Source organism: Actinoalloteichus fjordicus (assembly GCF_001941625.1).
GTDB lineage: Bacteria > Actinomycetota > Actinomycetes > Mycobacteriales > Pseudonocardiaceae > Actinoalloteichus_A > Actinoalloteichus_A fjordicus.
This window is the reverse complement of sequence record NZ_CP016076.1, coordinates 4943246-4970017: the sequence shown is the minus strand read 5'-3', so window position 1 is coordinate 4970017 and position 26772 is coordinate 4943246. Positions and strand designations below refer to the sequence as shown.

Sequence of the window (26772 nt, the reverse complement as noted above, 5' to 3'; positions counted from 1 at the left end):
GCGTAGGTCGGGTCACGAGGTGGTGCGGGCGGTATACGACCGCCCGCACCACCGCCCCTCGGGTTCATCGAAGAAAGGAACGTTATGAGTGGTGTCGTCCGCATCGGTACGTTCAACTACGAGAACGGCGGGTTGCGGGAGGACGGCCGTATCGAGCTTGGTCCGTTGATCGAGACGATTGCTCGACATCCGGTGGATGTGTTGATGCTCGGGGAGTGTCCTCAGTACCGCCGTGACGGGGAGCGGCCTTTGTGGGAGGCGACCAACCGACTGTCGGAACTCCTCGGCGGCTCGGCTCGTTATCTGCCGTTCTATTCTCAGCGCGTCGGACGGAAGAACCACTCGATGCTGTTGGTGAGTTCGGATGTCGTGGAGCCCGTGCAGTGGCACGACCCGATGGTGGCCGACACCGGTTACTCGGTGGCCGGATTCCTCCGTGCTCGGGTGCTCGGCGTGCCGATGTGGTTGTCGTCGATCCACTGGCCCGGCGGCGCCGGCCGGGCCGAGTTCGACCGGCAGGCCGCGATCTTGACCGAGCGGTCGGTGAAGCCCACGATCATCGCCGGGGACTTCAACGCCACCAGCTCGTGGGAGAAGGACATCCGCCCGGCCGACTGGGGCGCCGCGCATCTCGAGCGCGGATCGTGGTGGAAGCCGCTGCAGAAGGGCCGTTACGACACCACGTCCGGGCGGTGGGTCGTCGACACCGCCCAGCTTGACTACTTGCGCCACGACCTGCAGTTCCGGGACTTCGGCGAGCTGGCCGACGATCCGACACCCACGACGCACGAGCAGAACTGTTCGATGCGCATCGACCGGATCATGGCCTCCTACGCCACTCCCGGCGCGCTCGTGCCCGGCTCGTATCAGGTGCACCGGCCGTCGGATGCCGAGGCCGTCTCCGACCACGACTACGTGACGGCGGCCTGGGACCTCGCCCCGACTCGCACCGCCCAACCCCGTACCGACGCCGATCAACTGACCGGCGCGGGCACCGGCTGATCCGACTCCCCGCAGACGGCACCGCGCGCGACACGGTGGTGTCTTCGGGGCGGCCGGTCGATCACCGACCCCCGACGGGATCGGCCGGTCATCAGGGGTGGCACGGGCGCGCGATACCAGCCCGCGCGTCCGTGCCACCTCGTACCGAACAGGTCCGTTTCACCATCGAGGAGTGACCATGGGCACGGCCAACCGACGACGCAGGCGGCAACGACGGTGGCGCACCACCGCCACCACCCCCCGAGGTGACGCCGAACGCCAGGTCAGGATCGCCCACGCCCTCACGCTGCCTGCGCAGCTCACCGGAACGACCCCCGCCCCGGTCGGTGCCAGCCCCACGAGCCTGACCCGACGACTCGATGACGCCACGAACTACCTCGATCGCCTGCTCGCCAGCACCAGGGCTGCGGCCGGTGAGCGGTGAACAGACTGACGGACGCCGATCGGATGTGGCGACTGCTGTTCCAACTCACCACCCTCCTCGAAGACGGCGTGGCGGCGACGCTGTCGGATGCCGACCTCTCCGTCACCGAGTACATGATCCTGTCCTCAGTGGACCGAGAGTTCGGCCGCTGCTCGCTGGGGCTCCTGCGCTTCTCCGTCCCCGTACCCGAGAACACCCTGACCGCCACAGTGCGCGCACTGCAGGACAAGGGCCTCCTCCTCACCGATCCCGACCACCAGGACTGCGCGCTCACCCTCAACGGCAGAGACCGCACCCGGTCCGTGCAACGCCCGATCCGCAGCTTCCTCGCCCAACGCATCGGACACCTTCCCGACGACGAACGCCGACTCTTCATCGCCCTCGCGACCCGCATCCGCGAGACACCGACCAGCAACCCCGGAGGACTCCCACCGTGACCCGCGTCGACCTCCCCTCTGCACTCCAGCACACTCAGAACACCGCCACCGCCACCGCCCGTGCCGCCGCCACCGAGATCATCAGCACACTGGCCCCCATCGCCGCCGGGATCGACGGACCGGTCTCCCTGGTCGGCACGCCGACGTTGCGCCGTTATGAACAGGCCACCGGAGCACTCGCAGTACTTCGCACGCTGTGCGGCGACGTCGCCACGGTCGGGGAGGTGCAGTAAAGAGAGAGGCAATCAAACCTGAGGAAACGGCGTTCCACCGAGAAACGGGGATCGCCGAATTGGCCACGCCTTTTTCTTTCAACTGCCTGATTCCTTGTCACTCGATTGGATAATTCTCCTGTCGGGTGTTCGCATGGCAAGGTGACCAGGGCGAGATTTCCCTTTCTCGCCTCGAATCTGATTTCGATCGACTGGAATGGAGAAATCATGTCACCCGATGTTCTTCCACTGGGCCTGGCGCGCGCGGCTTCGCCGAGTGGTGCGACTCCGGTGCTTCCTGTCCTCTCTTACGACCCGGTCCGGCAGATCAGCCTCACCGGGGAGGGGCTCGCGGCGATCGACGACCCGGCGGTCGTGCGCTCGTCCACCCCGTGCGACACCAAGCATGACAACCAGTGGTTCGTCGACCAGGACGACTGAGGATTCCGCCGAGATGCCTGACTCCGTACTCGTGATCACCAGGGTCGGCGACATCACCGCTGATCTTGTCATCCGACAGCTCGACGAACGGGGCGTTCCGGTACACCGCTTCGATCTCGCGGACCTGCGTGCGTGACCGCCGAGCTTGCCGGCACGGGCCGACGGTGGATCGGCAGTCTTCAGGATGGGCACCGCGATACCGATCTCTCTTCGGTGAGCGCGGCGTGGTGGCGCAAGCCGAGCGACTATGGCAGCCGCGACGGCACGGAGCAGGCATGGATGACCGCCGAGGCTGAATTCGGCCTCGGCGGTCTCCTCGCGGCGCTGCCTGACGTGAGGTGGATCAACCATCCACACCGCAACCGTCTGGCCGACGACAAGCCCCGCCAGTTGAGCCTTGCGGCTAAGGCCGGACTCGCCGTGCCCGCCGCGCTGATCACCAACGACCCTGTTGCGGCTCGAATCTTTGTTGCACGCCAGACGAACGGAGCCGTCTACAAGCCCTTGCGTGGAGGACCTCGCACTCCAGAAGGCGACCGCCTCCTGCTGCACACCGAACTCGTCACTGTGGACCAGATCAACGACGGGGTGCGGACGACCACCCACCTGTTCCAGGAACGGGTGCCCTGTGCCTTCTCGGTGCGGGTGACCTCCATCGGTGACCGCGTCTTCGCAGTGCGCATCGACACCCAGGATTCCGAGATCCTGGACTGGCGCGCTGACCACGATCGGCTGTCCTACTCGCCGATCGAGATACCCGCCGAGGCTGCCGCCGGCCTCGCGGCACTCAACCGCGAACTCGGCCTGGTCTACTCGGCTTCCGACTGGATCGTCACCCCCGACGGCACGTGGACGTTTCTGGAGAACAACCCCAACGGTCAGTGGGCCTGGCTCGAACAACACACCGGGTTGCCTCTCACGTCGGCACTGGTCGACGCACTCACCATTCGAAGGACGACTACGTGACCCACACCGATACCGACCTACGACAGAAACTCGTCGCCGATCTGACCGCCGCAGGGCACCTCATCGAGCCCGCGTGGCAGACCGCCTTCCGCAGCGTGCCACGCGATGCCTTCGTCACCGACTTCTCCGTGGCCCGTCCCGGCTCGGCCACCCTCACCCCGGTCGCGGCCGACGACCCCGACAGGCTTGCCCACATCTACAGCGACACCACACTGATCACCGAGTTCGACTCCGACGGCAGCCCGATCTCCAGCAGCACCGCCCCCGGACTGATGGCCCTCATGCTCCACGCTCTGGACATCCACGATGGCCACCGAGTCCTGGAGATCGGCACCGGAACCGGCTACAACGCCGCCCTCCTCAGCCACCGGCTCGGCGACCAACGGGTGTTCTCCGTCGACGTCGACCCCGGCCTGGTCGCCACGGCCCGACGTCGACTCGCCGCGCTCGGCCTCACCCCCGTGCTCGCCGCCGGAGACGGGGCTGCGGGCCTTCCCGACCATGCCCCATTCGACCGACTGATCACCACGTGCGGCCTCGACCACATCCCCACCGCCTGGCTGAACCAAGTCCGCCCCGGCGGGATGATCTTGATCAACCTCGGCTTCGTCCTGGCCCGCCTCACCGTGCACGCCGACGGCACCGCCGACGGACCGATCCTGCCGCAGCAGGCCGGGTTCATGTCCCGACGCCCGTCACCCGACGCGCCCGCCGTCCCGAAACAGAACGCCACCACGATCACCGCCGCGCCGACGTCGACGGCCACACTGCCGCCTGCCCTGGACCTCCCGGACGGACGGGCTCTGCTCTCCGTCTCGCGCCCAGGACTGCACCGCGCCTCACGGCGCGACCAGCAAGGACGCCTCGTCCACCTGCTCACCGACACCGCCGACGGAACGCAATGCCAGGCCGCCGAACGCGACGACGGCACGGTAGAGGTGACCGGCGATCAGGCGCTCTGGGCCGAGATCACCGCCTTCCTCGAACGCTGGGACTACCAAGGGCGCCCCGCACCGGAACGTCACCGAGTTCACGTGCGGTCTGACGGAACCCACTGCCTCCTCGAGCCCTCCTGACTCGGAGCAGACGCGACCACCGTGCCCCCGTGTTCTTCACGGGGCGCACCGATCTCTCCTGCGGCCAGCACCCTGACACCGGCGATACGGCACCATGGCGTCGAACACGAACAGTAAGGAGTCGAGCATTGTCGGTCGCCGAGGTGATCGCCCAACTCCGCCAGGCGTACGCCCTGATCACCGAAGCCCGCCAGGCCACCCGCCAGGCCGACGCCGCGATCACCGACGGCGCGGACGTGTTCGCCGCCGCCACCCTCGGCTCGACACAGCCCGAGGTCGAGCAGATCAACCACCTCGCCGCCCGGTCCGCCGAGGAGGTCCGCGCCGCACACGCTCTCCTCGGCGGCGCGCAGGAGATCGTCGACGGCTACTGCCACCACCTCGCCGGACACGGCATCGGCGAGGGCGGACCGCCGGTCTCGGTCTCACCGTCCACCGACGACACGACCACCCGACCGCCGCCGGCCACCGGACCACCGCCGACGGCCGACGAGCACACCGACCCGCAGATCCGCTACGCCGAGGAAATCGCCGAACTCCGACGGCGGGGGGCGGCGGTCAAGCCTCACGACGTCGTGCGAGCGGAACGCCTCGACGACGGACGGATCACCTGGATCGAAAGGGGTGACGAGGACGGCGGGCTAGACCACATCCTCTCGCCGAAACGTATCCGAGATTTCGAAGGGGTACGCATCCCGCGAGAGAAGATTCAGGACCTGCTCTTCGTCGCCATTCGGAACGGTACCGTGGTCGGGCACTGTGGAACGGACCGGCCGGTGTATGAGGTGGAGTACCTCGGCGAGCGACGCCGGGTGGCGGTCAGTACCACTTCAGAGTGGAAGATATACGGTGCGAACCCAGTCTCCCGTAAGCAAAAGATCCGCCGTGCTCTGCATCGAAAGTGAGCTGAGATGACCGTTGACGTCGCCATCCTCGTAGGATGGCAGGAAAATTACTTTTACTACGATAACGGGGACGAGGAGGACACGCTCAACCACACCACCGAAGATGCTACGGAATTTCTTGACCTCAACGCAGACCTGGTCCGGGACCTCGAAGCCTGGGATGCGGAGTACCAGGCGACCTATGACCCCGTGGAATATCATAATTCCGGTTTCGCCACCCCCGAGGCCAAGCGTGACTGGATCGAGCGGGGCAAGGAGTTGGCGGCGCGACTGAAGCGGGAGTCTCCGATGGTCGCCAGCGTGGACTACCTGGCAAACGGCAGCATCCCGGAGGGCACCTGTGTCTTCTAGAGCCATGTCCACGCGTGGACGGTTTCTAGGTCGTCCTGGTGCTCTCCGCCTTGGCACTGGCAGGATGCGCCCCGTCCTCGGCCGAAGGCTCGGGGATGCGGGTCAGCAGCACGCCCGACCTGGTGTCGACTGCGGTGATCGAGGGCGCCCGGCCCGAGCATTTGACGCGGACCGCCTACGCGGTGCTGCTCGCCTGCGGACGCGCCGAGCGACGCCTCACCGATCTCGCCGAGGAGGTCCGCAGCGACCCCGCCGACACCCTTGACGGCGCACTCGGCCTCGGAGCGCACGGTCTGATCACCCTCTCCCGATCGAGGCGACGACATGCGGCTGTCACTCCCACCGGCGATCGACTGCGCCGCGACTGCATCACCGCCATCGTCGCCACGATCTCCATCCCCTACGACATCCCGCCCTTCGCCCTGCCCGACGACCCCGCGAGCCCCTTCACCGGTCTCGACCGCGTGCTCACCGCGACGGCCCGGAACCCGCCGGAGAACCCGTGACGCCGCCGCTCACGACCCCCGTCCACGCCCAGGCCGCCGCCGGAGCACACGCCGCGCTCCGCACAGTGTGCGGCGACGTCGCCACGGTCAGGGAGGTCAACTAGTCACCTGGAACAGCGGTTCGATCCGGAATGTCGAATGTGTTCTGTCGTCTCCCGTATTCGAGTTCGTCAATGCTCGGTTGCCCTCACCTGAACAGACTCTTTGTGCGAATCGAGACCGTCCGCAATGATGGGGCGCTGACGACCCGGTATGGTCCTCGGTCTCGCCTACCTCGGAGGTAGCGCCATGCATTCCCTGATGGCCAGTCGATTTCTCAAGAATTACCGTCCTCGACGACCTGCCCGGCACGGACGATGAGGCCCCATGCAACAACGGATCGAGTGGCATGACATTCCCGCCGAGGTCCGGGCCGCGATCGAGGCTCGCACTGGGCCGATCACCTGCGTCCGCATCCCCTCCGGTGGCAGCAACTCCGCGATTGCCGCCCTGCTCGACAGCGACGGAGGGCGAGTCTTCGTCAAGGGCGTCCGCCACGCCCACCCCGGCATCACCGCTCACCGACGTGAAGCCGCCGTCACCCCGCACGTCGCGAAGGTCGCGCCCGCGCTGCGGTGGCGGCTGCCCGATACGGGAGGGTGGGACGTGCTGGGCCTGGACGCCCTCGACGCGCGGCACGCCGACTACCGACCGGACTCGACCGACCTGCCCGCCGTCGTGGAACTCCTTCAGACGGTCGGCGAGATCCCCTGCCCACCGCAGGAGACAGCCGTCACCGATGCCGTCCGGCGATGGGGGCCGTACCTCCCGGACGGTGCCGAGATCGCCCTGCTGGCCGGGGATGCGTTGCTGCACACCGACTACAACCCGGAGAACGTGCTGATCGGCGCGGACGGAACTGCACGGCTGATCGACTGGGCCTGGGCCGCGCGCGGGGCACCCTGGATCGACCCGTGCTGCCTGCTGCTCCGGATGATCACCACCGGTCACAGCCCCGCCTCGGCAGAACACTGGGTGGGCCGCGCTCCCGCCTGGCACACCGCCACACCACGTGACCTCGACGCCTTCGCCGTCGCCTCCACACGTCTGTGGCAGGAGATCGCCGACCAGGACCACCACCGGGCCTGGACGCGAGACATGGCCCGCGCTGCCCACACCTGGTCGCAAGCACGCACAGCACGCCGCCACGCCTGACAGCGTCCCGACGAACTGACGAGAACTCATTCGACCACGAGGCGCTGTTCCGTCACCATGGTCGAACACACACAGTGAGGAGTCGAGCATTGTCGGTCACCGAGGTGATCGCCCAGCTACGCCAGGCACACGCCCTGATCACCCAAGCACGCCAGGCCGCCCTCCAAGCTGACGCCGCGATCACCGACGGCGCGGACGTTTTCGCCGCCGCCACCCTCGGCTCGACACAGCCCGAGGTCGACCAGATCAACCATCTTGCAGCCCGGTCCGCCGAGGAGGTCCGCGCCGCACACGCTCTCCTCGGCGGAGCACAGGAGATCATCGACGGCTACTGCCACGACATCGCCGGACACGGGATCGGCGTCGCAGGCGGGCCGCTGCTGGCGGCACCGGCCACCGATGACACGGCTACTCGGCCGCCGCCGCCCACCGGACCGCCGACGACGGTCGACGAGCACACCGACCCACAGATCCGCTACGCCGACGAGATCGCCGAACTCCGACGACGGGGTGCAGCGGTCAAACCTCACGACGTCGTGCGAGCGGAACGCCTCGACGACGGACGGATCATCTGGATCGAGAACGGCGACGACGATAGCGGGCGAAATCACATCTTCTTGCCGGACCGTGTCCGGAACTTCGAAGAGGTGCACATCCCACGAGAGGAGATCGAGGGCTTGCTCTTTGCAGCCATCCGGAGCGGTACCGTGGTCGGGCACTGCGGAAGAGACCGGCCAGTGTATGAAGTGGAATACCTCGGCGAGCGACGCCGCGTCGCGATCAACACCACCGCAGAGGGGAAGATCTACGGTGCGAACCCCATCTCCCGTAGACGAAAGCTTCGCCGTGACCTGCATCGGAAGTGAGTTGAGATGACTGTGGACGTGACCATCCTCGTCGGATGGAAAGAGGACTACTTCTATTACCGAACCGGGTACGAGGGGGATACGCTCAGCCACGACATCGAGGAGGCCACGGAGTTCCTTGACCTCAATGCAGACCTCGTTCGGGACCTCGAAGCCTGGGACGCGGAATACCAGGCGACCTACAACCCCGTGAGATTCAATGAGTCTGGTTTCGCCACTCCCGACGCCAAGCGTGACTGGATCGAGCGAGGCAAGGAACTGTCGGCGCGGCTCAAGCGCGAGTCTCCGTTGGTTTCCAGCGTCAACTACCTCGCAAACGGCAGCATCCCGAGGGGCACGTGTGTGTTCTAGAGCCGTGTCCTCGCGTAGGCGATTACTGGTCGTCCTGGGGTTCTCCGCCTTGGCGCTGGCGGGATGCGCGCCGTCCTCGGCCGAAGGCTCGGGGATGCAGGTCAGCAGCACGCCCGACCTGGTGGCGACTGCGGCGCCGGAGGACCCGCCGGTGAGCGCGTGCTTCGTCTGGGGTCGTGGTCCTGAGGTGGTCGCGGTCGACGAGGCGTTGCAGTCGTGTGAGCCTGAGGTCGACGGGCGTGCCGGTCCGGTGGTGGATGCGGCCCTGCTGATGAGCGAGGTCGGCCAGGCGGTCACCGACCGAAAGATCCGTGATCTTCACCCGGACGTGGCCGAGATCGCGGACAGGTCCGCCGAGACGAGCGCAGCTCCATCGTGTACCCGAGGGCTGCGTCCTCGGGTACACGATGGACGTCGTGCTCCTCGGCAGGCGACCCCCGACGGGGTCGGAGGTCCTCATCGCTAGCGGCAACCAGGCGAGCAGTGTGGAACACCCCCACGGGCGCGGGTGGGGAGAACGGCCGAGCCAGCCGGCTCGCGCACACCTAGGTGGGTGAACCCCCACGAGTGTGGGGAGGCCCAGGGGTGACCGAGTTCCTCGGAGCCCGACGGCGGTGCACCCCCACGGGGATGTGAGGAGGACGCGGTCGGCCCTGCAACGAGCGCGTCAGCCCGGAGCACCTCCACTGTCGTGGGGAGAGCGGACTCGTCCGTATACCCCACGGGCGTGAGGCGGTGGCGACGGCGGCGACCTCGACCACCGCGATCGTCGCCGTCGAGTCTGGCAGAGCAGATCCTCGGCGTGTTCGGCCCCCCGCCGCACCACCGGATCCCTCTCGGCAGCCAGTCTCGGCAGCCCGGACGGCCTGCGTGTTCGGCGTGCGCAGCCCGGCGGTGATCAGCAGCAGACAGACCGATGCTGCCAGCGGATTCGGCGCCCGCAGCGCCCGTTCTCGTCCCGGGGGCGGCTCGATCAGCGGCACGACGCCGCTGCCCAGCGCGGTCCCGATTCGAACTCCACCAGCGCGCGCCGACAGGTGGGATGTCAGCGGGCGAGGGCCGCTTGGCGGTGCGGAACACAGTTACCTCGCCTGTCGCTCGCAGTCGCGCGCCTCGGCGGCACGCGGAGCCGGTCGAAGGCCGCAGGGATCAGGGTGTGGTGGGGAGCGGGCGTTCGGAGCTCACGGTGCTGATGCGCTGCCGGATTGCGACAAACAGTGCGGGAATCTGCCTGCGGGTGGAGTAATCGGTCCGGTCGTAGCGCAGTTTCCAGGGTGCCGGTGTGGTCCGGGCTCTTCATTCGCAGGATGCCCAGATTCGCAATGGCCTTTGCTGTCCAAGAATTTCGGTCCACAATACCGTGTGTCGGCCGTGTGCCCGGTGGGGGCCGGAAGGGCTGGGTTGATCGCATGGACGTCGTTCTCGTGCGTGTGCGCACAGATCTGGATTTTGACGCCGAGGAACTGGACTCGCTGACCCGCGAACTGCACACAGACCTGCTTGAACTGGACGAGGTAGTGGCAGTAGAGCAGTGGCTGCGTCGGAGTCGGCCGCAGGGGCAAAGGGGTTCGGGGGCATCGCCGGGATGCCGGCGGTGCGGGTGGCGGCCACCGCCGTGCTGCGCAAGCTGGTGGATGCCGTGCGCCGGTGGGCTGCCCGGGACACGGTGCGTTCGGTGGAAATCAGCTTCCGCGACCACGTTCTCCAGGTGTCGGGGATCTCAGCCGAACGGCAGGAGCAGCTGATCGATGTCTGGCTTCGACGCCACCATTCCGACTCCTGAACTGCCAAGCGGGCCACGCTCCGCACTGGTGGTGGGAACCACCGCCTACCAGGATCCCGCGCTGCCGCCGTTGCAGTCGCCGGCTGTCGACGTCCGGGAACTGACGTCGGTGCTGGCGGATCCGCGAATCGGCGGGTTCAGGGTGAAGAGTCTGGACGATCCCCCTGTGCAAGAACTGCGGGAGCGCCTCGAGAACTTTCTGCACGACCGTGAGCCTCAGGAGCTGGTACTGGTGTACCTGTCCGGCCACGGGGTGCGGGACCTGCGCGGGCGGCTGTTCTACGCCGCCAAGGACACGCGGAAGAACAGGCTGGCGTCAACCGGGGTCGAGGACGAGTGGTTGCGGCGCCTGCTCCAGGAGTGTCGATCCCGGCAGAAGGTGCTGATCTTGGACTGCTGCTTCTCCGGTGCCTTCATCAGTGGTGCGAAAGCAGGCGTGGACGAGTTACCGCTCGGGCTGGGAGCGGCGGACGCCGGGCGTGGGCTGGCGATCCTGACCGCCTCCCGGGCCGGGGAGTACGCCTTCGAAGGCGATTCCTCGGCGGCTGTCGACGACGGCAGCGCCTTGCCTTCGGTGTTCACCGCCGGGCTCGTCCACGGGCTGGCCACCGGGGCCGCCGACACCGATCACGACGGGCTGGTGTCGGTCGACGACGCCTACGAGCACGCCCGCGGCCATGTGCAGGACAGGAACGGGGAGCAGAACCCGCAGCGGTCGCTGATCAGCGGGGAGGGCCGCATCTGGCTGGCGCGCAACCCTTTCGGCGGCCGGGGCGCCTCCACGCTGCCACCGGAGCGGGCGCGGATCGGATTGCAGCCCTCGGGGCCCGGCACGTGGGTCCAGCCGCCTCCCGCCCCCGGGCCGGGTATCGCGGTGGCTGCTCGGGCCGATGGCCCGCAGTCACCGCTCGACCTGGCGGCCGATCGCCTGGCGGCGGCGATGTCACTACAGAGAACGAAGACCGCGACACAACGGTTGCTTTACTCTCCGGCGCCGATTCCGGTCCGGTGGCGCAGGTCGGTCGCCCGAGGGGTGGCCGTGCCGATCGCGGCGGCGCTCGGAGACGCCCGGCGGGCGACCCGATTCGAACCGCTGCCCGGCGTGACCGCGGCGGACGCCACCTCTTCCGCAGCGGGCGGCATACCCGAACTCTTCGCTGTCTACGCGGGGTTGCGATCGGGGCGGGTGATCGTCCTCGGCGGTCCGGGCAGGGGCAAGTCCGACACGGCGACCCTGACCGTGCTGGAAGCCCTGAAGCACCGGGCGGCACTCGACGTGGCCGACCGGGTCCGGGTTCCCGTGCCCGTGCTACTCAGCGTCGAAGGCTGGGACCCGGCGCGCCAGCGACTGAGCGACTGGCTGGCCGTCCGGCTCGCCGCAGACCACCGTTTCCTGCGGTCGAACGTCTACGGACGAGACGCCGCCGTCCGGCTGGTAGAGGAGGGGCGCATCGCCCTGTTCCTCGACGGCTTCGACGAGTTGACGCTCGGGTTACGCACCGCCGTCCTCCACCAGATCGACCAGTACGCCACCCACCGGGTAATGATCTTCTCCCGCACCGAGCACTACGAGGAGACGGTGCGTGCCTGCGGCCCCCTGAACGGGGCCGCCGCCCTGGAACTGCTGCCGGTGACCAGGGACGACGCGGCCGCGTTCCTCGCACACTGCCAGGTTGAACCAGCCCCCGAGCCCTGGCATCGGCTGATCGTTCACCTGGGTGCGGAGCCGGACGGGCCGCTCGCCAACGCCCTGGACTCACCGCTCACCCTGACGCTCGTCCGCGACGGCTTCCGGCAGGACCCCGCAGGCGTGCAAGAACTACTCGAACCGGGCCGATTCGCGACCCGCGATGAGATCGTTGCTCATCTCCTCGACCGGCTGGTGGACATCACCTATCGCGATGTCTCGGGGAAGGTACCGAGCACCGACCAGCCGGAGCCGGCCCGGCGGTGGCTGTGCTATCTGGCCGCCGGTCTCGACGATCGGCGCTCCTCCGCCCTGGACTGGCGGCTCCTGCACCAGTGGGCGCCTCGGCTACCCCGGATCGCCGCCTTCGGCGCCCTCGGCATGCTCGCCGCCGCCCTCTGCGGCGTGGCGCTCTTCAATCCTGCGGTCCACTACAGGGTGCATGGCCGGAACGATCTGGCCTTCGGGGTCCCCTACCTCGGCCTACTCGGCCTACTGTTCGGCCTCGCGGCGGGAGCCGTCAACGAGTTCCGCGCCTCCAGCGAGCGACGTTTCACGCCCTCCGGCGAGACACGGCCACGCCGGACCAACCCGACAATCGGACTCGTCGTCGGCCTCGCTGTCACCCCCACAGTCGCCAACCTGAGCAACTACTGGTTCGGCCTGCTCGCCGGGCTGGCGGCTGGTGGCACCGCCGCCGTCACTGCCGTCCCGGTCCGCGGGCTTCCGAACGGAACCGGCTGGTGGGCGTCCTTGCGGGTGCGGTTCGCGTTGGTCGCCGGTGGTGCCGCCGGGCTGCCCGTCGGACTGGCCTTCTGGTACGAGCGTTCCCTCGCCGACGGGCTGTGGGCGGGATGTGTGAGCACCCTCGCGATCGGGCTTCTAGTCGGCGCCACCCGTCCGTCGCCCCGCGCGAGAAGCCTCATCGACCCGGCGACGGCCTGGCGGGAGGACCTCCGGCGAGCGGCCGTCCTCGCAGTGGGGCCCGGCCTGTGCCTCGGACTGGCCTGGGGTTTCGACGGCAATCTGGACGGCCTGCGCCTTCCGGCGGTCGTCCTCGGCATCGCCCTGCTCGTCAGCCTTGCCTGCATGGCCGCCGTCTCCGACAGTTGTCGAACGACCCTGGTCTTCCTCCAGCTGAGCCGCCGCGGCCTGCTCCCGGCCCGAGGCATGCGCTTTCTCGCGAAGGCCTACCGCCACCGGCTTCTCCGGGCGGAAGGGCCCGTGTACCAGTTTCGTCATGCCCTGTTGCAGAAGAAGCTGGCACAGGAGTGGCGCGAATCCTTGCGGCTACTCCCACGTCAGTGAGGAGCCGGATGACCGCCGTCGAGGAGGCCAAGGCGCTGAGCCATCCGCTCCGGCTGCGCATCCTCCGGCTTGCGCTGGACACTCCGAAGACCAACCGGGAGCTGGCGGAGAGTCTGGACGTGAGTCCCGGCACCACCCTGCATCATGTCCGGCTGCTCACCGAACACGGCTTCCTGGAGTCCACCGGGGTTCGCCGAGGCACGCGCGGCTCGCGTGAGGTGCCCTATCTGTCGACGGGCAAGAGCTGGGTCCTCGATTTCAGCGACGGCGACGCGCACCTGCCGAGTCCGATGACGGCGGCCTCCTATGCCGAGTACCAGGAGGCCCCGGCGGCGGATCGGTTCGGCGAGGCGCGGCTCGCTCTCCGGCTGACCGAGCCCGACCTGGCCGAGATGCGCCTGCGCATCGCGGCGCTCGTGGACGAGTTTCGGACCCGGCGGGCCGGCCCGGAGGGTGCGCCGTACGCGTTGTCCTGGGCTGTCCATCGGCGGTCCGACTCCGGACCACCGACGCCCTGATCGCCCCGGGAACGGCGAGGGCGAGGGCGATCGTGGTGGGCCGCAGCCGGGGTCGTCGTCGGACGGGCCGAGCCCCGAGGACCGTCAGCCCGGCGGAGCCAGCGGACCGAGGCGAGCACACGCAACGGGACGTGGTCGGCGGACAGCGTTGCCGGGCCTCGGCCGGAGATCAGTTCGGCGGGAGACGGCAGCCCGCCACGGCAGGCGGACACCGGAGCCCTCGATCGGTTCGGCCGGGCCGTGACGCAGCGGTCACCTGCGGCGGCCTCGGTGCGCAGGGCGGTGGTCTGTCGGCCCGGCGGCCTGGGCAAACAGGGCGGGCTCAGGCCCGGTCCGGTGCCTCCGGCGGCCAGTCGATGCCGTCGGCTTCGTCGTGCTGGACGACGGGTGCTCGGCGCTGCCCGGTGTTCGGCGGCGGGCAGCCCGTGACCACGGTGTGCGGCCGCCAGCGGTGGACCACTTCGGTCAGCCTGCCGACATCGAAGGTCTCGGCGACCTCTTCCAGGGCGGCGCGGAACTCGTGCTCGAACAGGCTTCGGTCGTCGACCTCCAGCGCGGCCCAGACGGCGGGCCCTGTCCGAGGCCTGCGAGGTTGCCGGATGGTGGAGCGCGAAGTCATCGTGATGTCCGTTTCCTCGGCGGTGTGCCGGAACCCGAACCCGTGTCCGTCGTTCGGTGACCCGCCGATCGAGGTCGCGTCGGCTCCTCGGGCAGTCCGGTCGCCTGCACCGCGAGGACCGAAGTCGGATTCAGTGCATCTGCTCGTTCTTGACGGTGGTGAGGAAGGCGTGGAAGGCCGCCGTGCCCAGTACTAAGGTGCCGCCTCGGCGGTTCTTCGTGTCGCGGATCACGATGGCGTCGCACCCGTGTCGCACCTCGACGCAGTTGTGTTGGCCACTTCGCGTGGACGTGCGCCAGCTCGGTGAAACCTTGCTCACGGTGACCTCCTGATGATGTTCTGTCACGGAGGGTACTGATTGTGGTCCTTCCGGGCCAGTGCTCGTTCGGGGGAATGGCCTAGCCGGGTTTTCGTGACGCAGCGTCGATTGCGATGGGGGCGATCACGGGTGCGCCCCTCGCATTCGGTGCCGCGTGGCGGTGCGCCGGAAACCCGTGATCACCACGTCCGGAGAGCCCCGATTCGTTGTGTGTCCGGCGGTGATGTCCGGTTCTGTCGACGGCAGCCCGGTCAATCCGGCTCCTCGACCGGGTTAAGGGCGAACTTCGCCCGATGAGGGACGGTGGTGGCCGACTGCGCGCCGAGGCCGGTCGGCGAGCACCGGTGCCCGCGGCGAGACCCGTGCGGCGACGGCCGCCCGCGCTCGCGACCACCGCGAGGCAGGCCGCCGTGATCGACCGACGCTCGGCCGCCCTCGGCCGCGATCTCGTGAGGTGCGTCGGCGAAAGACGGCCCGGCTGCCCGGCGTCGTCGTGCCGACCGGCTCGGCGGGCGACGAACTCGTCGCCCGCCGAGCACCCTCACCGCCGTGAGGAGGGCAGTGTGGACGGATCCACGGTGCGCTCGGCGAGACCGGAGCACCCCCACGACAGTGGGGAGAGGGTCTGCGAGGAACGTCGAGGAGAGCCCCGACCCACCCTGGAACACCCCCACTGACGTGGGGAGGGCGACCGCCGTCCTGACGGTCTCGGCCTGCCGGGCGGAACCCGGCGTCGGCATGGCGCACCCGGCCCGGATCGGCCGGATGTGCGAGGAGGGTACTCGTCCTGGCTGCTCAGCGGGAATGCGCCTTCCCACCGAATGTCGAGCCGAGTCGGGCTGTGGAGCGGGATCGGCGCAGGCAGACCGGGACGAGGGCGACCCGGTGCCGGGAACCGATTCGGGTCGATCGCGGGCCCGGTGCGCGGCGCCGCGCAGTCGAGGACAGGCCCCGGCCTGGGAGACGCCCCAGCAGCGGGCCCGGTCCAGCGGCGCCAAGGAAGCGGACGTCGGCGGACTCGGGCACCGACCGTGCCAGGGTGTACGGCACGCACAGGCCTGCCGCCTCCGCAGCCGGTGCCTGCTCGCCGTGCCGTCAGCCCGGTCGCCCCGTAGTCAGCTCGCCGTCTCCTCGCCGGTCTCCACGTCGGCCGATTCGTGTGGTGCCGCCGCCTGCGTCCGATTCCCGGAGATCAGCGCGGTCAGCTCCGCAGCCGCCGCGCCGTCCAGCCCGTCGAGCAGGGCCAGCGTGTCCTGCCTCGCCGTCCAGCCGACGGGCGGGTCCGCCGTCTCGATCAGCGTGGCGAGACGACGCAGGACCTGGTTTCGGCTCGTGTCGTCGTTGGACGCGGCGAAGCCCGATGCGGCCACCACGAGATGACGGTGCGCGGCCGAGGGCTCGCCGAGTTCGGCGGCCGTCCGGCCGCAGCCGAATGCCGCCTCGGCCGCCCACAACGGGACGTCGAGTCGGGTCGACAATGCCTCGGCCTCCCGGAAGGCGTCATAGGCCTCGGAGAACTGCCCCGCGATCTCCAGCGTGTCGCCGAGCCGCATCAGGGAGACGGCCAGGGAGTTGTCCTGGGTCCCGTCGTCCGCCTCGCGGAAGTACTCGGTGACCTCGTGCAGGAGCCGGATCGCCTCGGGAAGCCGCTTGAGCCTGCGCAGGGCGAGTCCGAGGAAGGACGCGGTGATGTGCTCGCCGAGTCGATAGTTCACCTGGCGGAACAGGGCCATCGCGGACTCGAAGAACTCGACGGCCGCCATCGGCCGGTCGGCGGTGAGCCTGGTCCGCCCGCAGTACTGGAGCGACCAGGCCTCCTCCCGCTCGTCGCCGACGTCACGCGAGGCGCGTAACGCCTCCTGATGCACGGAGTAGGCCTGATTCTGCTTGCCGGGCACTCGATTGAGCGCCCAGCCCAGGTAGTTGAGCTGCACCGCCTCGTCCAGCCTGCTGCCCAGCGCACGGGCCGCCGTGACTCCTCGCGCGAACACCTCCTGCCACAGGCCGCTCTCCGAACGGACGTCGGAATACCAGTGCAGGGCGCGGCATAACGCCAGTACCTCGGCGTGCCTGCCCGTGTCGGTCGCGTGGCGGAGGGCGGCGAGCCAGTTGGGCTGTTCGGCGTCGAGCCAGTTCCGTGCCTGGTCCAGGCTGTGGATCACCGCCACCGGCTGCGGCGCCTTCGGGGCCGGATGGCCGTCGAAACCCTCCGGGACGAAGAATCCCCCCGCGAGCACCCCGCTGTGCAGGAACCAGCCGGTGACCAGCCCCGCCAGCCGTCCGACGGTGCCGGGCGCCTCCTCCTCGGCCAGCCGCTCGCCTGCGAAGAGCCGCAGCAGGTCGTGCAGCACGTAGCGGTCGCCGACCGGTGCCGTGCCGAGGAGGCTCGCGTCGACCAGTTCCTCCAGGACGACCTCGACGACATCCGGGTCGGTCTCGGCCACCACCGAGGCCTGATCGACGTCGAAGTCCGACCCCGACAGCAGGGACAGCCTGCGGAAGACCCGGCGAACCGAGTGATGACACTGCCGATAGGAGACCTCGAATGCCGCCCGCACCTGGAGATCCCCGGCCGTCAGCGCGGTCAGCCGCCGCCGTTGATCGGACAACGCCGACACCAGGTAGCCGACGCTCCATCGCGGCCTGCTGGCCAGTCGATTGCCCGCGATCCGCAGCGCCAGCGGCAGGCAGCCGCTCAGCTGCGCGACCCTGGTCGTCGCCGCGGGCTCCCGTGCGGCCCGCTCCGGTCCGATGATCGATTCGAGCAGTTCGACGGCGCCCGACGGCGAGAGGACGTCGAGGAGCAGCCGGTGCACCGACTCCAGCCCGGAGAGCACCCGACGGCTGGTGAGCAGCACCATGCAGCCGGGGCCGCTGGGCAGCAGCGGCCGGATCTGTGCCTCGTCGCCGACGTTGTCCAGCACGAGCAGCACTCGGCGGTCGTGCAGCAGAGATCGATAGAGACCCGCCCGATCGTCGGTGTCGTCGGGAATCCGGGCCTGCTCCACGCCGAGCGCCAGCAGAAGCCTGCCCAGTGCCTGCCCCGGCGTCAGCCGCTCGGCGTCCATGCCTCGCATGTTCACGAAGAAGCGGGCGTCGGGAAACTCCTCGGCCAGCTCGTGGCCCGCCCGCACGGCCAGGGTCGTCTTGCCCACGCCCGGTGCGCCGAACAGGACGACGATCGTGGCGCCCCGATGGGTCTCCGCGGCGGTGGCCGCCGCCAGCCGCCGCAGTCTGCGCAGTTCGGTGCCGCGTTCGGTCAGGTCGCCGACCTCGGGTGGCAGATCACAGCGGAACCTGCCTTCGGTCGTCTGCAGGGGGACTGTCGACTGCTGTCCCGCCGTGTCGTCCGCCGAGGCGCCGGACGTCCGGCGGGAACGCCCGGTCGGCGGAGCCGTCGTCGCCGGGCCCTCCGCACCTGCGGACACGGCGGCGCCTGCGGTCGCCGAGCCGGTGGTCGCGGCACCGGAGGACCGGTGTCTCCCGGCCTTGGCCGCCGCCTCCAACTCCCTGGCGGCCGCCGGATCGAGCTCGAGGGCGTCGGTCAGCGCCGCGACGGTGCGACGCTGCGGGCCCAGGGCCCGCCCGCGTTCCATGTCGCTGATCGCGCGGACACTCAGCCCCGAGCGTGCTGCCAGCTCCTCCTGGGTGAGCTGTGCGGCGCGGCGACGACTGATCAGCAGGTCGCCGAAGACGGCAGGACGACCTGCCGCGGACGCGCCCGCGTTCGGCATTCTTCGCTCACCATCCGGACGCCACGTACGGGCTGCTCGTGTCGGCTCGACTCTCGTGGACATCCCCGCGGACGGAGACTTCGGCGTTTTCCGACGCGAGGCCGCCGCCGATGATCCTGCCGGCAGCGGTGTCGGCAGCATGGTCGGTGTTCGGTCTCGCGCACTTCTGCGGCGTGGATCACCGGCAGAAGTGCCCTCGGAGTTCTGCCGGTCCTCCTTCCTGGTCATTCAGGGAGCCACCGAGTTGCATGGAACCCATTTTAGCGCCGCCATCGGGCTCATTCCGATGCGGCAGTCAGCGTAATGCGATGCAGTCACGTGATTGCGAGCGCAAGCAGACTTCGGCATTCGGCGGCCCTCGGCGTGCCGAGGGGTGAGTCCGAATGCACGGCGACGAGGGAGAGGAGAGCGGATGAAGCCGTCCTGGGGGGGACTCGGCCAGGCGATCGGCAGACAATCGCTGGTCGCATCGAGAACGGCGGGCGAACGGATGGTCGTCCTGTTGGGACGAACGTGGGTGGTGCAGGACGAGGTGTACTCGCCTGCCTGTTCACCGTCCACAGAGGTCAGTACGGCCGCGCTGCCGTATCCGACGGGCGGGACCCTGCTGGAGATCGGCAGCGGCTGCGGCATCACCGCCGTGCACGGACTGCTCCACGGCCTCGCCACCGCCGTCGCCGTCGACATCAGTCCGCAGGCCGTCGCCAACACGAGACTGAATGCCGAACTGCACGGGGTCACCGAGCAGCTGACGGTCCTGCGCGGCTCGGTCTTCGAGCCGCTGGGTGCCGACGATCGTTTCGACCTGGTGTTCTGGAACGCGCCCTTCATCGAGGTCGCCGACGACCATGTGCACGACGGCGCGCTCAGCGCGGCCTACTTCGACCCCGGCCTGCGGGGCGTGCGTGCCTTCGTCGGCGGGGTCCGCTCCCGGCTTGCCCAGGGCGGCCGGGCGTTCCTCGGGTTCGACGACATCGGCGGTCGGGCCGTGCTCGGCGATCTCGCCGCCGAACACGGCTGGCGCCTGCGGATCGCGGCGTCCGAGGCGGCACCGCGTCGCGCCCTGGTGAACGGCGCCGCGGTGGAGATCGAGGTCGACCATCTGCTGTTCGAACTTGTCTGCGACGCGCCTGCCGCGCTGGTGCGGCCGAAGTCGGGCTCGTGGGACGCCTGCCCGGCCGGGCTGGGCGGATCTCGGCTGAGCCACGACGAAGGGCGCGATCATGTGGGTTCCTGACCGACAGTCCGGCAGAACCGGCGGAAGTACACAGTTCCGCAGGTGGATCTTCATGGCCTGCGGGCGGTCGGGGCGGTTGGGTGGGGGGTGGGAGCCTCCGCCCCGCGACGGCGCGGAGACGGTGCCTTCGGACGGGAGCGAGGATGCGAGCGATTCACCTGGCAATCGGCTCGGCGTCGTCGCGGCGAGTCCGGTCAGTCGTCGAGGATCACGACGCTTCCGTTGACGTGCACCAGTTCGACACAGCCTGCTGCCTGCTCGCCGGAGGCGGGGGTGCCGGGCTGGTCGCACTCCACGCGTACCGCGATGTCGGCGCTCTCGGGGACGTCGATCGGCGTCACCCAGTGGTAGTCCTGATTGCGGAAGGTCTCCAGGGCGATCGTCGCGACCACCGTCTCGTCGAAAGTGATCGTCACGATCCCCTCGTCACCTTGGAAGTTCGACACCAGGACGTCGGTGACGCGGAACAATCGGTCCGCCGCGACGGTGTGGACGCCCGTCTCGACGTCGCCCTCGTCGGTCTCGACCTCGATCGTGACCGAGAGCTGTTCGCCCTCGCCGAGACCGGGCCCACGCCCGTCGTCGCCGTCCTCGGACCCGCCGGGCCGACCGTCGGTCTCCGACCCGCTGTCAGCCTCCGAGTCCGGATCGCCGCCCGTGCCAGGGCTCGATTCGTCACCCGCGTCGGGGCCGGGCGGCGCCTGCGGGATCTCGCCCGCCTCCGCCATCTCCTCGGTGCGTTCCCGGGCGGCTTCGCGAGCGGCCGACTGCACGGCGGGCCGGACCAGGCCGAACCACAGCAGCAGCAGGGCCAGGAGCGCGCCCAACAGCCACAACAGCCAGCGCGGCAGTACGGCGAGGTGCACGAACTGGCCGTCCATCGTGACCGACGTCGGTTGCGCATCGACCGGTTCAGCCGCGTCGGCGGTCTCGACGATCGTCTCGGCGGTGTCCGCTGCCTCCGTTGTGCTCGGGGGGTCCGATGCGGTCACCACGGCCTGAAACGGTCGGACGACCGGTCGGCCGAACCACCTCAGCCGCCGGGCCGAGACGCGCAGCGCGATCTCCGCGCTCGCTCCCGCGTCGAGGGTCGTCGGCGCCGACGTGGTGGCGAACCGGAGCTGTTCCTCGCCATCGACGAACCGCAGATCGTCCGGCGCGATCAGCAGCGGCGTGTTGCCCCGATTTCGGGCGACCACCAGGTGACGAGCGCGGCGACGGGCCCGCCGGACCTGCGGCACCAACTCGGCGGTCAGCTCCCGGAAGGCCCGGACGACCACCGTCGCCTCCGGGACGGCCCTCGTCTCCGGCCGCTCCGCCGGGGTCACCAGGACGGCGAGCGGAATCTCGCCGACCGGGACCTCCGAGGACCGGGGCGGACGCAGGACGATCCGCACGGTCTCCGACGTCCCCGGATAGAGCGACAGCCGGGCGGGCTCCACCGTCGTCCACGGCGCGCACGCTCCGACCACCTCGAACTCGTACGCCTCGACGATGTCGCCGCCGTTGCGCACGGTGAGCATCGCGGTCGCCTCCTCACCGGGGGTGACGACCACGATGAGTGGTTCGAACTCCGCTGAGGTGGTCACAGTGCCGACGCTAGGCCGCAGGTCGCGTGCTTGGCAGGGCAGATCGCGCTGCTTGCCGGGCATTCATGGTGCCCGTTCTGCCGCCCGGCCCTGCCCCCTGCGGCCGGGAAGGCCGCCTGCCGACGTCGATCAGCCCGGGCGACCCGTCGCGGCGCCGAAGGACCCTCATGAGGAGGAAGACCGATGAGCATCGAACGAGTCCCGGTGGCCCTGTACGCGGAGGACCCGATCTCCCAGGCGGGCGTGACCTCTCAGCTGCGGTCACGCCCCGAGGTGGAGGTGCTGCGACTGCCGGAGGAGGAGTCGCGGGCGGCGGTGTCCCTGGTGGTCGTCGACCGGTTGGACGACGGCGCCACCCGACTCCTGCGGCGGCTGCGGCAGTCCGGGACGAGCAGAACCGGCCTGGTGGTCGGTCAGGTCGAGCAGAACGCGTTGTCCCTGGCCATCGAGTGCGGAGTGGCGGGCGTGCTCCGGCGGGTCGACGCCAGCCAGGACCGACTGGTGGACATGATCACGGCGGCCTCCCGAGGCGAGGGTGTGCTGCCCGGCGACCTCCTCGGCAGGCTCCTCGAACAGATGGGTCAGCTGCAGCGCAAGGTCCTCGATCCGCGCGGACTGACCATGTCGGCGCTGACCGCTCGGGAGATCGACGTTCTGCAACTCATCTCGGAGGGTTTCGACACCGGCGAGATCGCCACCAAGCTCTGTTATTCGGAACGGACGGTCAAGAACGTCCTCTACGAGGTCACTACGCGACTCCAATTGCGCAATCGAACCCACGCCGTCGCCTATGTCATGCGGCACGGACTGATCTGATCTCGCGGTGCCCGAAAGTCTCGACATGACTACCCCGTGCCCTGCCTGCGGCGTCTCGGCGGCCGAGTGCCGCCGGGACGAGAATCGATCGTGACGAGAGCCTGCTCGAATCGGTAGAGGACGGCGACGGTGATCCGGAAATCCCGTGCACGCGACCGATCTCGCGGTCGAGTCGTGCCCGTGATCTGGCTGCTGCTGCTCGGCCTGGCCGTGGCCCCGCCGCAACGCCCGGCCCAGGCACAGCAACCGCCTGCGGACGACCTCGTCGACCGGATCGCATTCGCGGGCACCGACCACCGCAGCCTCGGCGCGGTCCTCGATCCGCAGCCCGGCGGCACAGCCGCCTCCGAACCTCTGTTCGGCCCCGGCCCGGCCCACTTCGATCAGGACCCGGCGGCGCGGGGCGAGTGGCTGGTGTTCACCAGCCGACGAGACGAGGCCCGGCCGCAGGTCTACCTGCGGGCACCGGACGGCGGCGTCCGGCGGCTGACCCAGGGTCGGGACGCCGCCGCGCCCGAGCTGTCGCCGGATCTCGGCCGGGTCGTCTTCGAGTCGGCCGAGCCGACCGGCGACGGGACGGGCGTCCAGCGTGACCTGTGGGTGGTCGGGACCGACGGCGGCGGCCTTCGTCGCCTCACCGACACGCCCGCCGACGAGACCGGCCCGACCTTCTCGCCGGACGGTGCGACGATCGCGTTCAGCGCCGACCTCGGGGACGGGCGCGGCCGGGAGATCCATCGCCTGCCCGCGACCGGCGGGGCGGTCCTGCCGGTCACCGACGAGCCGACCGGGGCCGCCGTCGAACCGAGCTGGCATCCCGTCGACGACGTGATCGCCTACACCCTGGACTCCCCGACCGAGGATCGAAGCGTCCGGCTCGTCGAGGTGACCCAGCGCGAGGTGATTCCGCTGCTGGGCGGCGACTACGCATCCTGGACGAGCCGGGAGCCCGCCTGGGACTCCGACGGCGGCGCCGTGCTGTTCGTCAGCCGCAACCGGGTGCCCGACACGCCGGGCGAACCGGAGCTCGACGACGTCGACCGCGTCTACCGGGTGCCCTTCGGCGGCTGCCTGCCCGTCTGCGAAGCGCCGGAGCTGCTGTTACAGGAGGACCGGGCCGCCGACTCGCCCGCCTGGCTCGGCGGGGCGGACGGACCCCGGCTGGTCGTCGCCCGCACCAGCGCCGTCGACCAGCACACCGCCACCCTCCAGGACGTCCGGCCGACCGGCGCCGACCCCCGTGACCTGGGCGTCGCCGTCCTGCGGGAGGACCCGGCGATCACCGAGGACGCTCGCCGCATGTGGTATCCCAACCCGGGCTTCGATCCGTGGACGCATCGGCAGGCCTACTCGCCGGACGGTCGACAGCTCGTCCTCACTCGATTCGAGGACGGCCCCGCCGGACGGGTCCAACGGTTCTGGCTCGTCGACGCCGAGGGCACGAACCTTCGGCCGCTCCCGGTGGCCGACCGCGCCGCGACGGACTGGGAGACCGACGCGACCTTCTCCCCGGACGGTCGGTTCGTCGCCTTCGCCCGGCGCAGCCCCGGCGGCCTCCGCCCCGATGCCGGACCTGCCAGGATCGTCGTCGTCGCGGTGGACACCGGCGCCGTGCGCTTCGTCGTGACACCGCCGCCGGAGCAGGCCGACCAGGACGACACCCAGCCGACGTGGTCCCCGGACGGCAGCACGCTAGCCTTCACCCGAGGCCTGGTGACGGGCGGTTTCGACGACGAGGAGCGGGACGGGCACATCTGGACCGCCTCGGTCGCCGATCCGGACGCACAGACCGATCTCTCGGCACTCGCCTGCGGATTCGACTGCGACGTCGCCGACGACAGCGCCGCGTTCTCGCCGGACGGCTCGCGGATCGTGTTCAACCGGGAGCATGACGCACTGCTCACCGTGGACGTCGACGGCACGGACTGCGCGGTGCTGCTGCCTGCGGCGGGCGCCACCTGTCAGACCGAGCTGGTCACCGGGCCGACGACCGGCCCCTTCCAGCCGAGGGACGCCTCCTTCTCGCCCGACGGCGGGGCGCTGGTGCTCACCAGCAGGCGGGACGGCGATCCGCAGACGCCGGAGGGCCTGCAGATCCTCAGCCTGACCACCGGCGAGCTGACCCCGCTCGCCTGGGATCTGCCGGGCAGACAGAAGGAGCCCGGCTGGCGGCGCAGCGTGAACCTCTCGACCAGTGCGCCGCCGCCGCCCGGACCCGTCGAGGCGGGCGGCGAGGTCGAGATCCTCGTCCCGGTGGTGAACGAGGGCCCGTCGCCGTCGCCGACGACCGAACTGATCGTGACGATCCCGCCCGGACTGCGCCCCGTCGGGCTGACCGCCCCGCGCGGGGAGTGCGTGCTCGTGACGGCTCGCTGCGATCTCGGGCTGCTCGGGCCGGGGGAGTCGGTGCCGGTCGTCGTCGAGGTGGCGGGGCTCGACGAGGGCACGCACCGCGTCGACTGGACGGTCGGCGGGAGCGTGCTCGACGCCGATCCCGCCGACGACACCGCAGGCGTCTGGGTCGTCGTCGAGCCGCCCGACACCTCGCCGCCGCCGGAGCCGCCTCCGGAGCCGCCGCCCGGCCCGCCGCCTGCACCGCCCCCTGGCCCGCCGTCGGGGCCGCCGTCGGGTGTCCCGCCGTCGGCGCCCGTGGCGGCCGGGCCTCGGGTGTCCGTCGCGATCGACCCCGATCCGTCCTATGTGGGCGGTACGGCCGTCGTCACCTACACCGTCGGCAACCGAGGTCCGATCCCCGCCACCGGGCTGCGGCTGGCGCTCGGCCTGCCCGCCTCGGTTCCGCTGGAGCGGGGCTGGCCCGGCTGCTCGGCTACGGAGTGCCTGCTCGGCGACCTGATGCCCGGCGTCACCATCATGGTCCGGGTGACCCTCGCGCCGACCGAGGCGATACGCACCCCCGTCGCGGCCGTGCTGACCACCACGGGCACCGACGACGACCCGACCGACAACCGAGACGACGCCCTGCTGCGAGTGCTGCAGCCGCGCATCGTCGCGGTGCCCGACGTCGGCGATCCCGGCTTCGTGACCTCGGTGCGCGGCGTCGACTTCCCACCGGGGACTCCGGTCGAGCTGACCTGGGACCCCGGACAGACCGCCCCTGCGGCGCCGACCGTCCCCGGCGGCGACGGCACGTTCGCCGCTCAGCTTCTCGTAGTGCCCAAGGACCTGCTCGGGCCGAGGGTCATCACCGCCGCCGGGGCGGGATTCGGCTCGGTGACCACGGACTTCCTGGTCGTGGCGAGCACGATGAGTCCGCCCGACCTCGGCAGGCGGCGGTGAGGAGTCCGATCACCGGGCGGCTGCCGGTCGGGCGCGGTGTGACCAGCTCGTCCGCCGACCTGCCCGGCGACTCGCCCGGCGGGGCGGGGTGGCGGGACCGAGGTGCCTGCCGGGCCGCGGTCGGGTCGGCGGCACTGCGAGTGCAGGCAGAACCGCCCGCCTCGCCGAGGGCAGGAGAGGCGCGACGGTGATCCACGAGGTCGACGAGGGACTGCGCAGGCTGCTGACCGCCGAGGTCTTCCCCGGTGGGGAGATCGACGTGGCCTTCGACGCGCCGACGCGGGACTGGGCGGCGCGCCGGACGTCGCCCACGATCAACGTCTTCCTCTACGACATCCGCGAAGACGCCACCCGCCGTCGATCGAACCCGACGGCGGAGTTCGCCGCCGACGGACTGACGATCACCCGCCGAGAACCGCCGCGCTGGTTCCAGCTCTCCTACCTGGTGAGCGCGTGGACCACCCGGCCGCAGGACGAGCACCGGCTGTTGTCGGCGGTGCTGGGCTGCCTGATCCGACACGACGTGCTCCCCGCCGCGCACCTCGGCGGGACGCTGGCCGAACTCGGGCTGGGAGTGTCGCTCGACGCGGCGGGACCGGTGGGGGAGAACCGATCGGCCGCCGACCTCTGGTCGGCACTGGGCGGTGAGCTCAAGGCCGCCGTCGACCTCCGCGTCCTGGCTCCGATGGCCGGGGAGCAGACCACGACGGCGCCGCCGGTGACCGACGGGCTGATCATCCGCACCCGCGACGTGCACGGCGACACCGACTCCGCGCGCATCCGCAGGCTGCGCTACCAGGACATGGCCGAACCCGACGTCGTCACGCCGGTCGAGCAGGGCGACGGCTTCGGGCCGACCCGACCCCGACCGGAAGGCTCCCGAAGCAGGCGACGCAGGGGCCGCCTCCGATGACCGTGCCGGAGATTCGCGGAGCCTGCACCGGGATCCCGCCCGGCGAGCCCGGCTGCCACGGCGATGCGGCCCGCAACCTGACCGGGCAGGCCCCGGACCGGACCGGGGCGGGCGGCGATCGGGCCTGCGCGTCCTGCTCGGCGGCGGCCCCGTGACCGGCCGGGGCGAGGCGGCTGGCCCGACGGTGCGGGCTCGCGAGCTGCCCGATGCGGCCGCGCCTG

Annotated in this window: 27 protein-coding genes; 23 read left to right on the top strand and 4 right to left on the bottom strand. The window is 70.2% G+C overall.

What is annotated here, in order from left to right:
* The first annotated feature begins 84 nt into the window (after nt 1-84).
* From UA74_RS21025 to UA74_RS32255, 18 genes are all read left to right on the top strand, one after another.
* Nucleotides 85-1002 carry an endonuclease/exonuclease/phosphatase family protein gene (locus UA74_RS21025; RefSeq protein WP_075741796.1) on the top strand — a complete coding sequence of 306 codons (918 nt, stop codon included), beginning with the start codon at nt 85-87 and terminating at the stop codon, nt 1000-1002.
* 178 nt (nt 1003-1180) lie between these two features.
* Nucleotides 1181-1426 carry a hypothetical protein gene (locus UA74_RS21020; protein ID WP_075741795.1) on the top strand — a complete coding sequence of 82 codons (246 nt, stop codon included), beginning with the start codon at nt 1181-1183 and terminating at the stop codon, nt 1424-1426.
* Complete coding sequence (locus UA74_RS21015) at nt 1423-1863, top strand: MarR family winged helix-turn-helix transcriptional regulator (RefSeq protein WP_075741794.1); 441 nt, start codon at nt 1423-1425, stop codon at nt 1861-1863. The genes UA74_RS21020 and UA74_RS21015 overlap by 4 nt, the downstream gene beginning before the upstream one ends.
* Nucleotides 1860-2096, top strand: a complete 237-nt coding sequence (locus tag UA74_RS21010) for a hypothetical protein (RefSeq protein ID WP_075741793.1) — start codon at nt 1860-1862, stop codon at nt 2094-2096. Before UA74_RS21015 ends, UA74_RS21010 begins: the two co-directional genes overlap by 4 nt.
* A gap of 141 nt (nt 2097-2237) precedes the next feature.
* Nucleotides 2238-2516: a hypothetical protein gene (locus UA74_RS32260; protein WP_157442304.1), complete on the top strand. Its 279-nt coding sequence runs from the start codon at nt 2238-2240 to the stop codon at nt 2514-2516.
* A 13-nt stretch (nt 2517-2529) separates the two neighbouring features.
* Nucleotides 2530-2652, top strand: coding sequence for a hypothetical protein (locus UA74_RS34045; RefSeq protein WP_257787482.1), 123 nt, complete (start codon nt 2530-2532; stop codon nt 2650-2652).
* A complete protein-coding gene (locus UA74_RS21005; protein ID WP_198042802.1) occupies nt 2649-3482 on the top strand; it encodes a hypothetical protein in 834 nt (277 codons plus the stop codon). Before UA74_RS34045 ends, UA74_RS21005 begins: the two co-directional genes overlap by 4 nt.
* Nucleotides 3479-4558 (top strand): methyltransferase domain-containing protein, encoded by a 1080-nt coding sequence (locus UA74_RS21000; protein WP_075741790.1) that lies wholly within the window; start codon nt 3479-3481, stop codon nt 4556-4558. Before UA74_RS21005 ends, UA74_RS21000 begins: the two co-directional genes overlap by 4 nt.
* A 29-nt stretch (nt 4559-4587) precedes the next feature.
* Nucleotides 4588-5463, top strand: coding sequence for a hypothetical protein (locus UA74_RS31080; RefSeq protein ID WP_157442303.1), 876 nt, complete (start codon nt 4588-4590; stop codon nt 5461-5463).
* Nucleotides 5464-5469: 6 nt separating this feature from the next.
* On the top strand, nt 5470-5814 hold the full coding sequence (locus UA74_RS20990; RefSeq protein WP_075741789.1) for a hypothetical protein: 345 nt from the start codon (nt 5470-5472) through the stop codon (nt 5812-5814).
* A gap of 38 nt (nt 5815-5852) precedes the next feature.
* Nucleotides 5853-6320 carry a hypothetical protein gene (locus tag UA74_RS20985; protein ID WP_157434349.1) on the top strand — a complete coding sequence of 156 codons (468 nt, stop codon included), beginning with the start codon at nt 5853-5855 and terminating at the stop codon, nt 6318-6320.
* A 366-nt stretch (nt 6321-6686) separates the two neighbouring features.
* Nucleotides 6687-7514: a hypothetical protein gene (locus tag UA74_RS20980; RefSeq protein ID WP_075741787.1), complete on the top strand. Its 828-nt coding sequence runs from the start codon at nt 6687-6689 to the stop codon at nt 7512-7514.
* An 89-nt stretch (nt 7515-7603) separates the two neighbouring features.
* Nucleotides 7604-8380, top strand: coding sequence for a hypothetical protein (locus UA74_RS31075; protein ID WP_083683432.1), 777 nt, complete (start codon nt 7604-7606; stop codon nt 8378-8380).
* Nucleotides 8381-8386: 6 nt separating this feature from the next.
* Entirely contained in the window at nt 8387-8731 is a 345-nt protein-coding gene (locus UA74_RS20970; RefSeq protein WP_157434348.1) for a hypothetical protein, read from the top strand.
* A gap of 4 nt (nt 8732-8735) precedes the next feature.
* On the top strand, nt 8736-9197 hold the full coding sequence (locus UA74_RS20965) for a hypothetical protein (RefSeq protein WP_157442302.1): 462 nt from the start codon (nt 8736-8738) through the stop codon (nt 9195-9197).
* Between the two features lie 1065 nt (nt 9198-10262).
* Entirely contained in the window at nt 10263-10514 is a 252-nt protein-coding gene (locus tag UA74_RS20960; RefSeq protein WP_075765278.1) for a hypothetical protein, read from the top strand.
* Nucleotides 10480-13509, top strand: a complete 3030-nt coding sequence (locus tag UA74_RS20955) for a caspase, EACC1-associated type (protein ID WP_075765276.1) — start codon at nt 10480-10482, stop codon at nt 13507-13509. The genes UA74_RS20960 and UA74_RS20955 overlap by 35 nt, the downstream gene beginning before the upstream one ends.
* Nucleotides 13510-13517: 8 nt before the next feature.
* Nucleotides 13518-14027, top strand: coding sequence for a helix-turn-helix domain-containing protein (locus tag UA74_RS32255; RefSeq protein ID WP_075741784.1), 510 nt, complete (start codon nt 13518-13520; stop codon nt 14025-14027).
* A 322-nt stretch (nt 14028-14349) separates the two neighbouring features.
* Here the strand turns inward: UA74_RS32255 and UA74_RS20945 are convergent, their stop codons facing one another.
* The 3 genes from UA74_RS20945 to UA74_RS20935 all read right to left on the bottom strand — a co-directional run bounded on the left by UA74_RS20945 (nt 14350) and on the right by UA74_RS20935 (nt 18699).
* On the bottom strand, nt 14350-14646 hold the full coding sequence (locus tag UA74_RS20945) for a DUF6247 family protein (protein WP_075741783.1): 297 nt from the start codon (nt 14644-14646) through the stop codon (nt 14350-14352).
* 130 nt (nt 14647-14776) lie between these two features.
* Nucleotides 14777-14965, bottom strand: coding sequence for a DUF397 domain-containing protein (locus UA74_RS20940; RefSeq protein WP_075744049.1), 189 nt, complete (start codon nt 14963-14965; stop codon nt 14777-14779).
* A gap of 1115 nt (nt 14966-16080) precedes the next feature.
* Nucleotides 16081-18699, bottom strand: a complete 2619-nt coding sequence (locus tag UA74_RS20935; RefSeq protein ID WP_075741782.1) for a helix-turn-helix domain-containing protein — start codon at nt 18697-18699, stop codon at nt 16081-16083.
* Nucleotides 18700-19111: 412 nt separating this feature from the next.
* On the opposite strand from UA74_RS20935, the gene UA74_RS20930 reads away from it, so the two are divergent.
* Nucleotides 19112-19936 (top strand): 50S ribosomal protein L11 methyltransferase, encoded by an 825-nt coding sequence (locus tag UA74_RS20930; protein WP_075741781.1) that lies wholly within the window; start codon nt 19112-19114, stop codon nt 19934-19936.
* A gap of 194 nt (nt 19937-20130) precedes the next feature.
* Here UA74_RS20930 and UA74_RS20925 read toward each other — a convergent pair whose 3' ends face one another.
* Nucleotides 20131-21525: a COG1470 family protein gene (locus UA74_RS20925; protein WP_198042801.1), complete on the bottom strand. Its 1395-nt coding sequence runs from the start codon at nt 21523-21525 to the stop codon at nt 20131-20133.
* 183 nt (nt 21526-21708) lie between these two features.
* Here UA74_RS20925 and UA74_RS20920 point away from each other — a divergent pair, with 183 nt between their 5' ends.
* From UA74_RS20920 to UA74_RS32250, 4 genes are all read left to right on the top strand, one after another.
* Complete coding sequence (locus UA74_RS20920) at nt 21709-22341, top strand: helix-turn-helix transcriptional regulator (RefSeq protein WP_083683427.1); 633 nt, start codon at nt 21709-21711, stop codon at nt 22339-22341.
* Between the two features lie 180 nt (nt 22342-22521).
* A complete protein-coding gene (locus UA74_RS20915; protein ID WP_232237355.1) occupies nt 22522-25638 on the top strand; it encodes a hypothetical protein in 3117 nt (1038 codons plus the stop codon).
* Between the two features lie 187 nt (nt 25639-25825).
* Nucleotides 25826-26551, top strand: a complete 726-nt coding sequence (locus UA74_RS20905; RefSeq protein ID WP_075741778.1) for a DUF4255 domain-containing protein — start codon at nt 25826-25828, stop codon at nt 26549-26551.
* Entirely contained in the window at nt 26548-26706 is a 159-nt protein-coding gene (locus tag UA74_RS32250; RefSeq protein ID WP_157434346.1) for a hypothetical protein, read from the top strand. The genes UA74_RS20905 and UA74_RS32250 overlap by 4 nt, the downstream gene beginning before the upstream one ends.
* Nucleotides 26707-26772 lie beyond the last annotated feature (66 nt).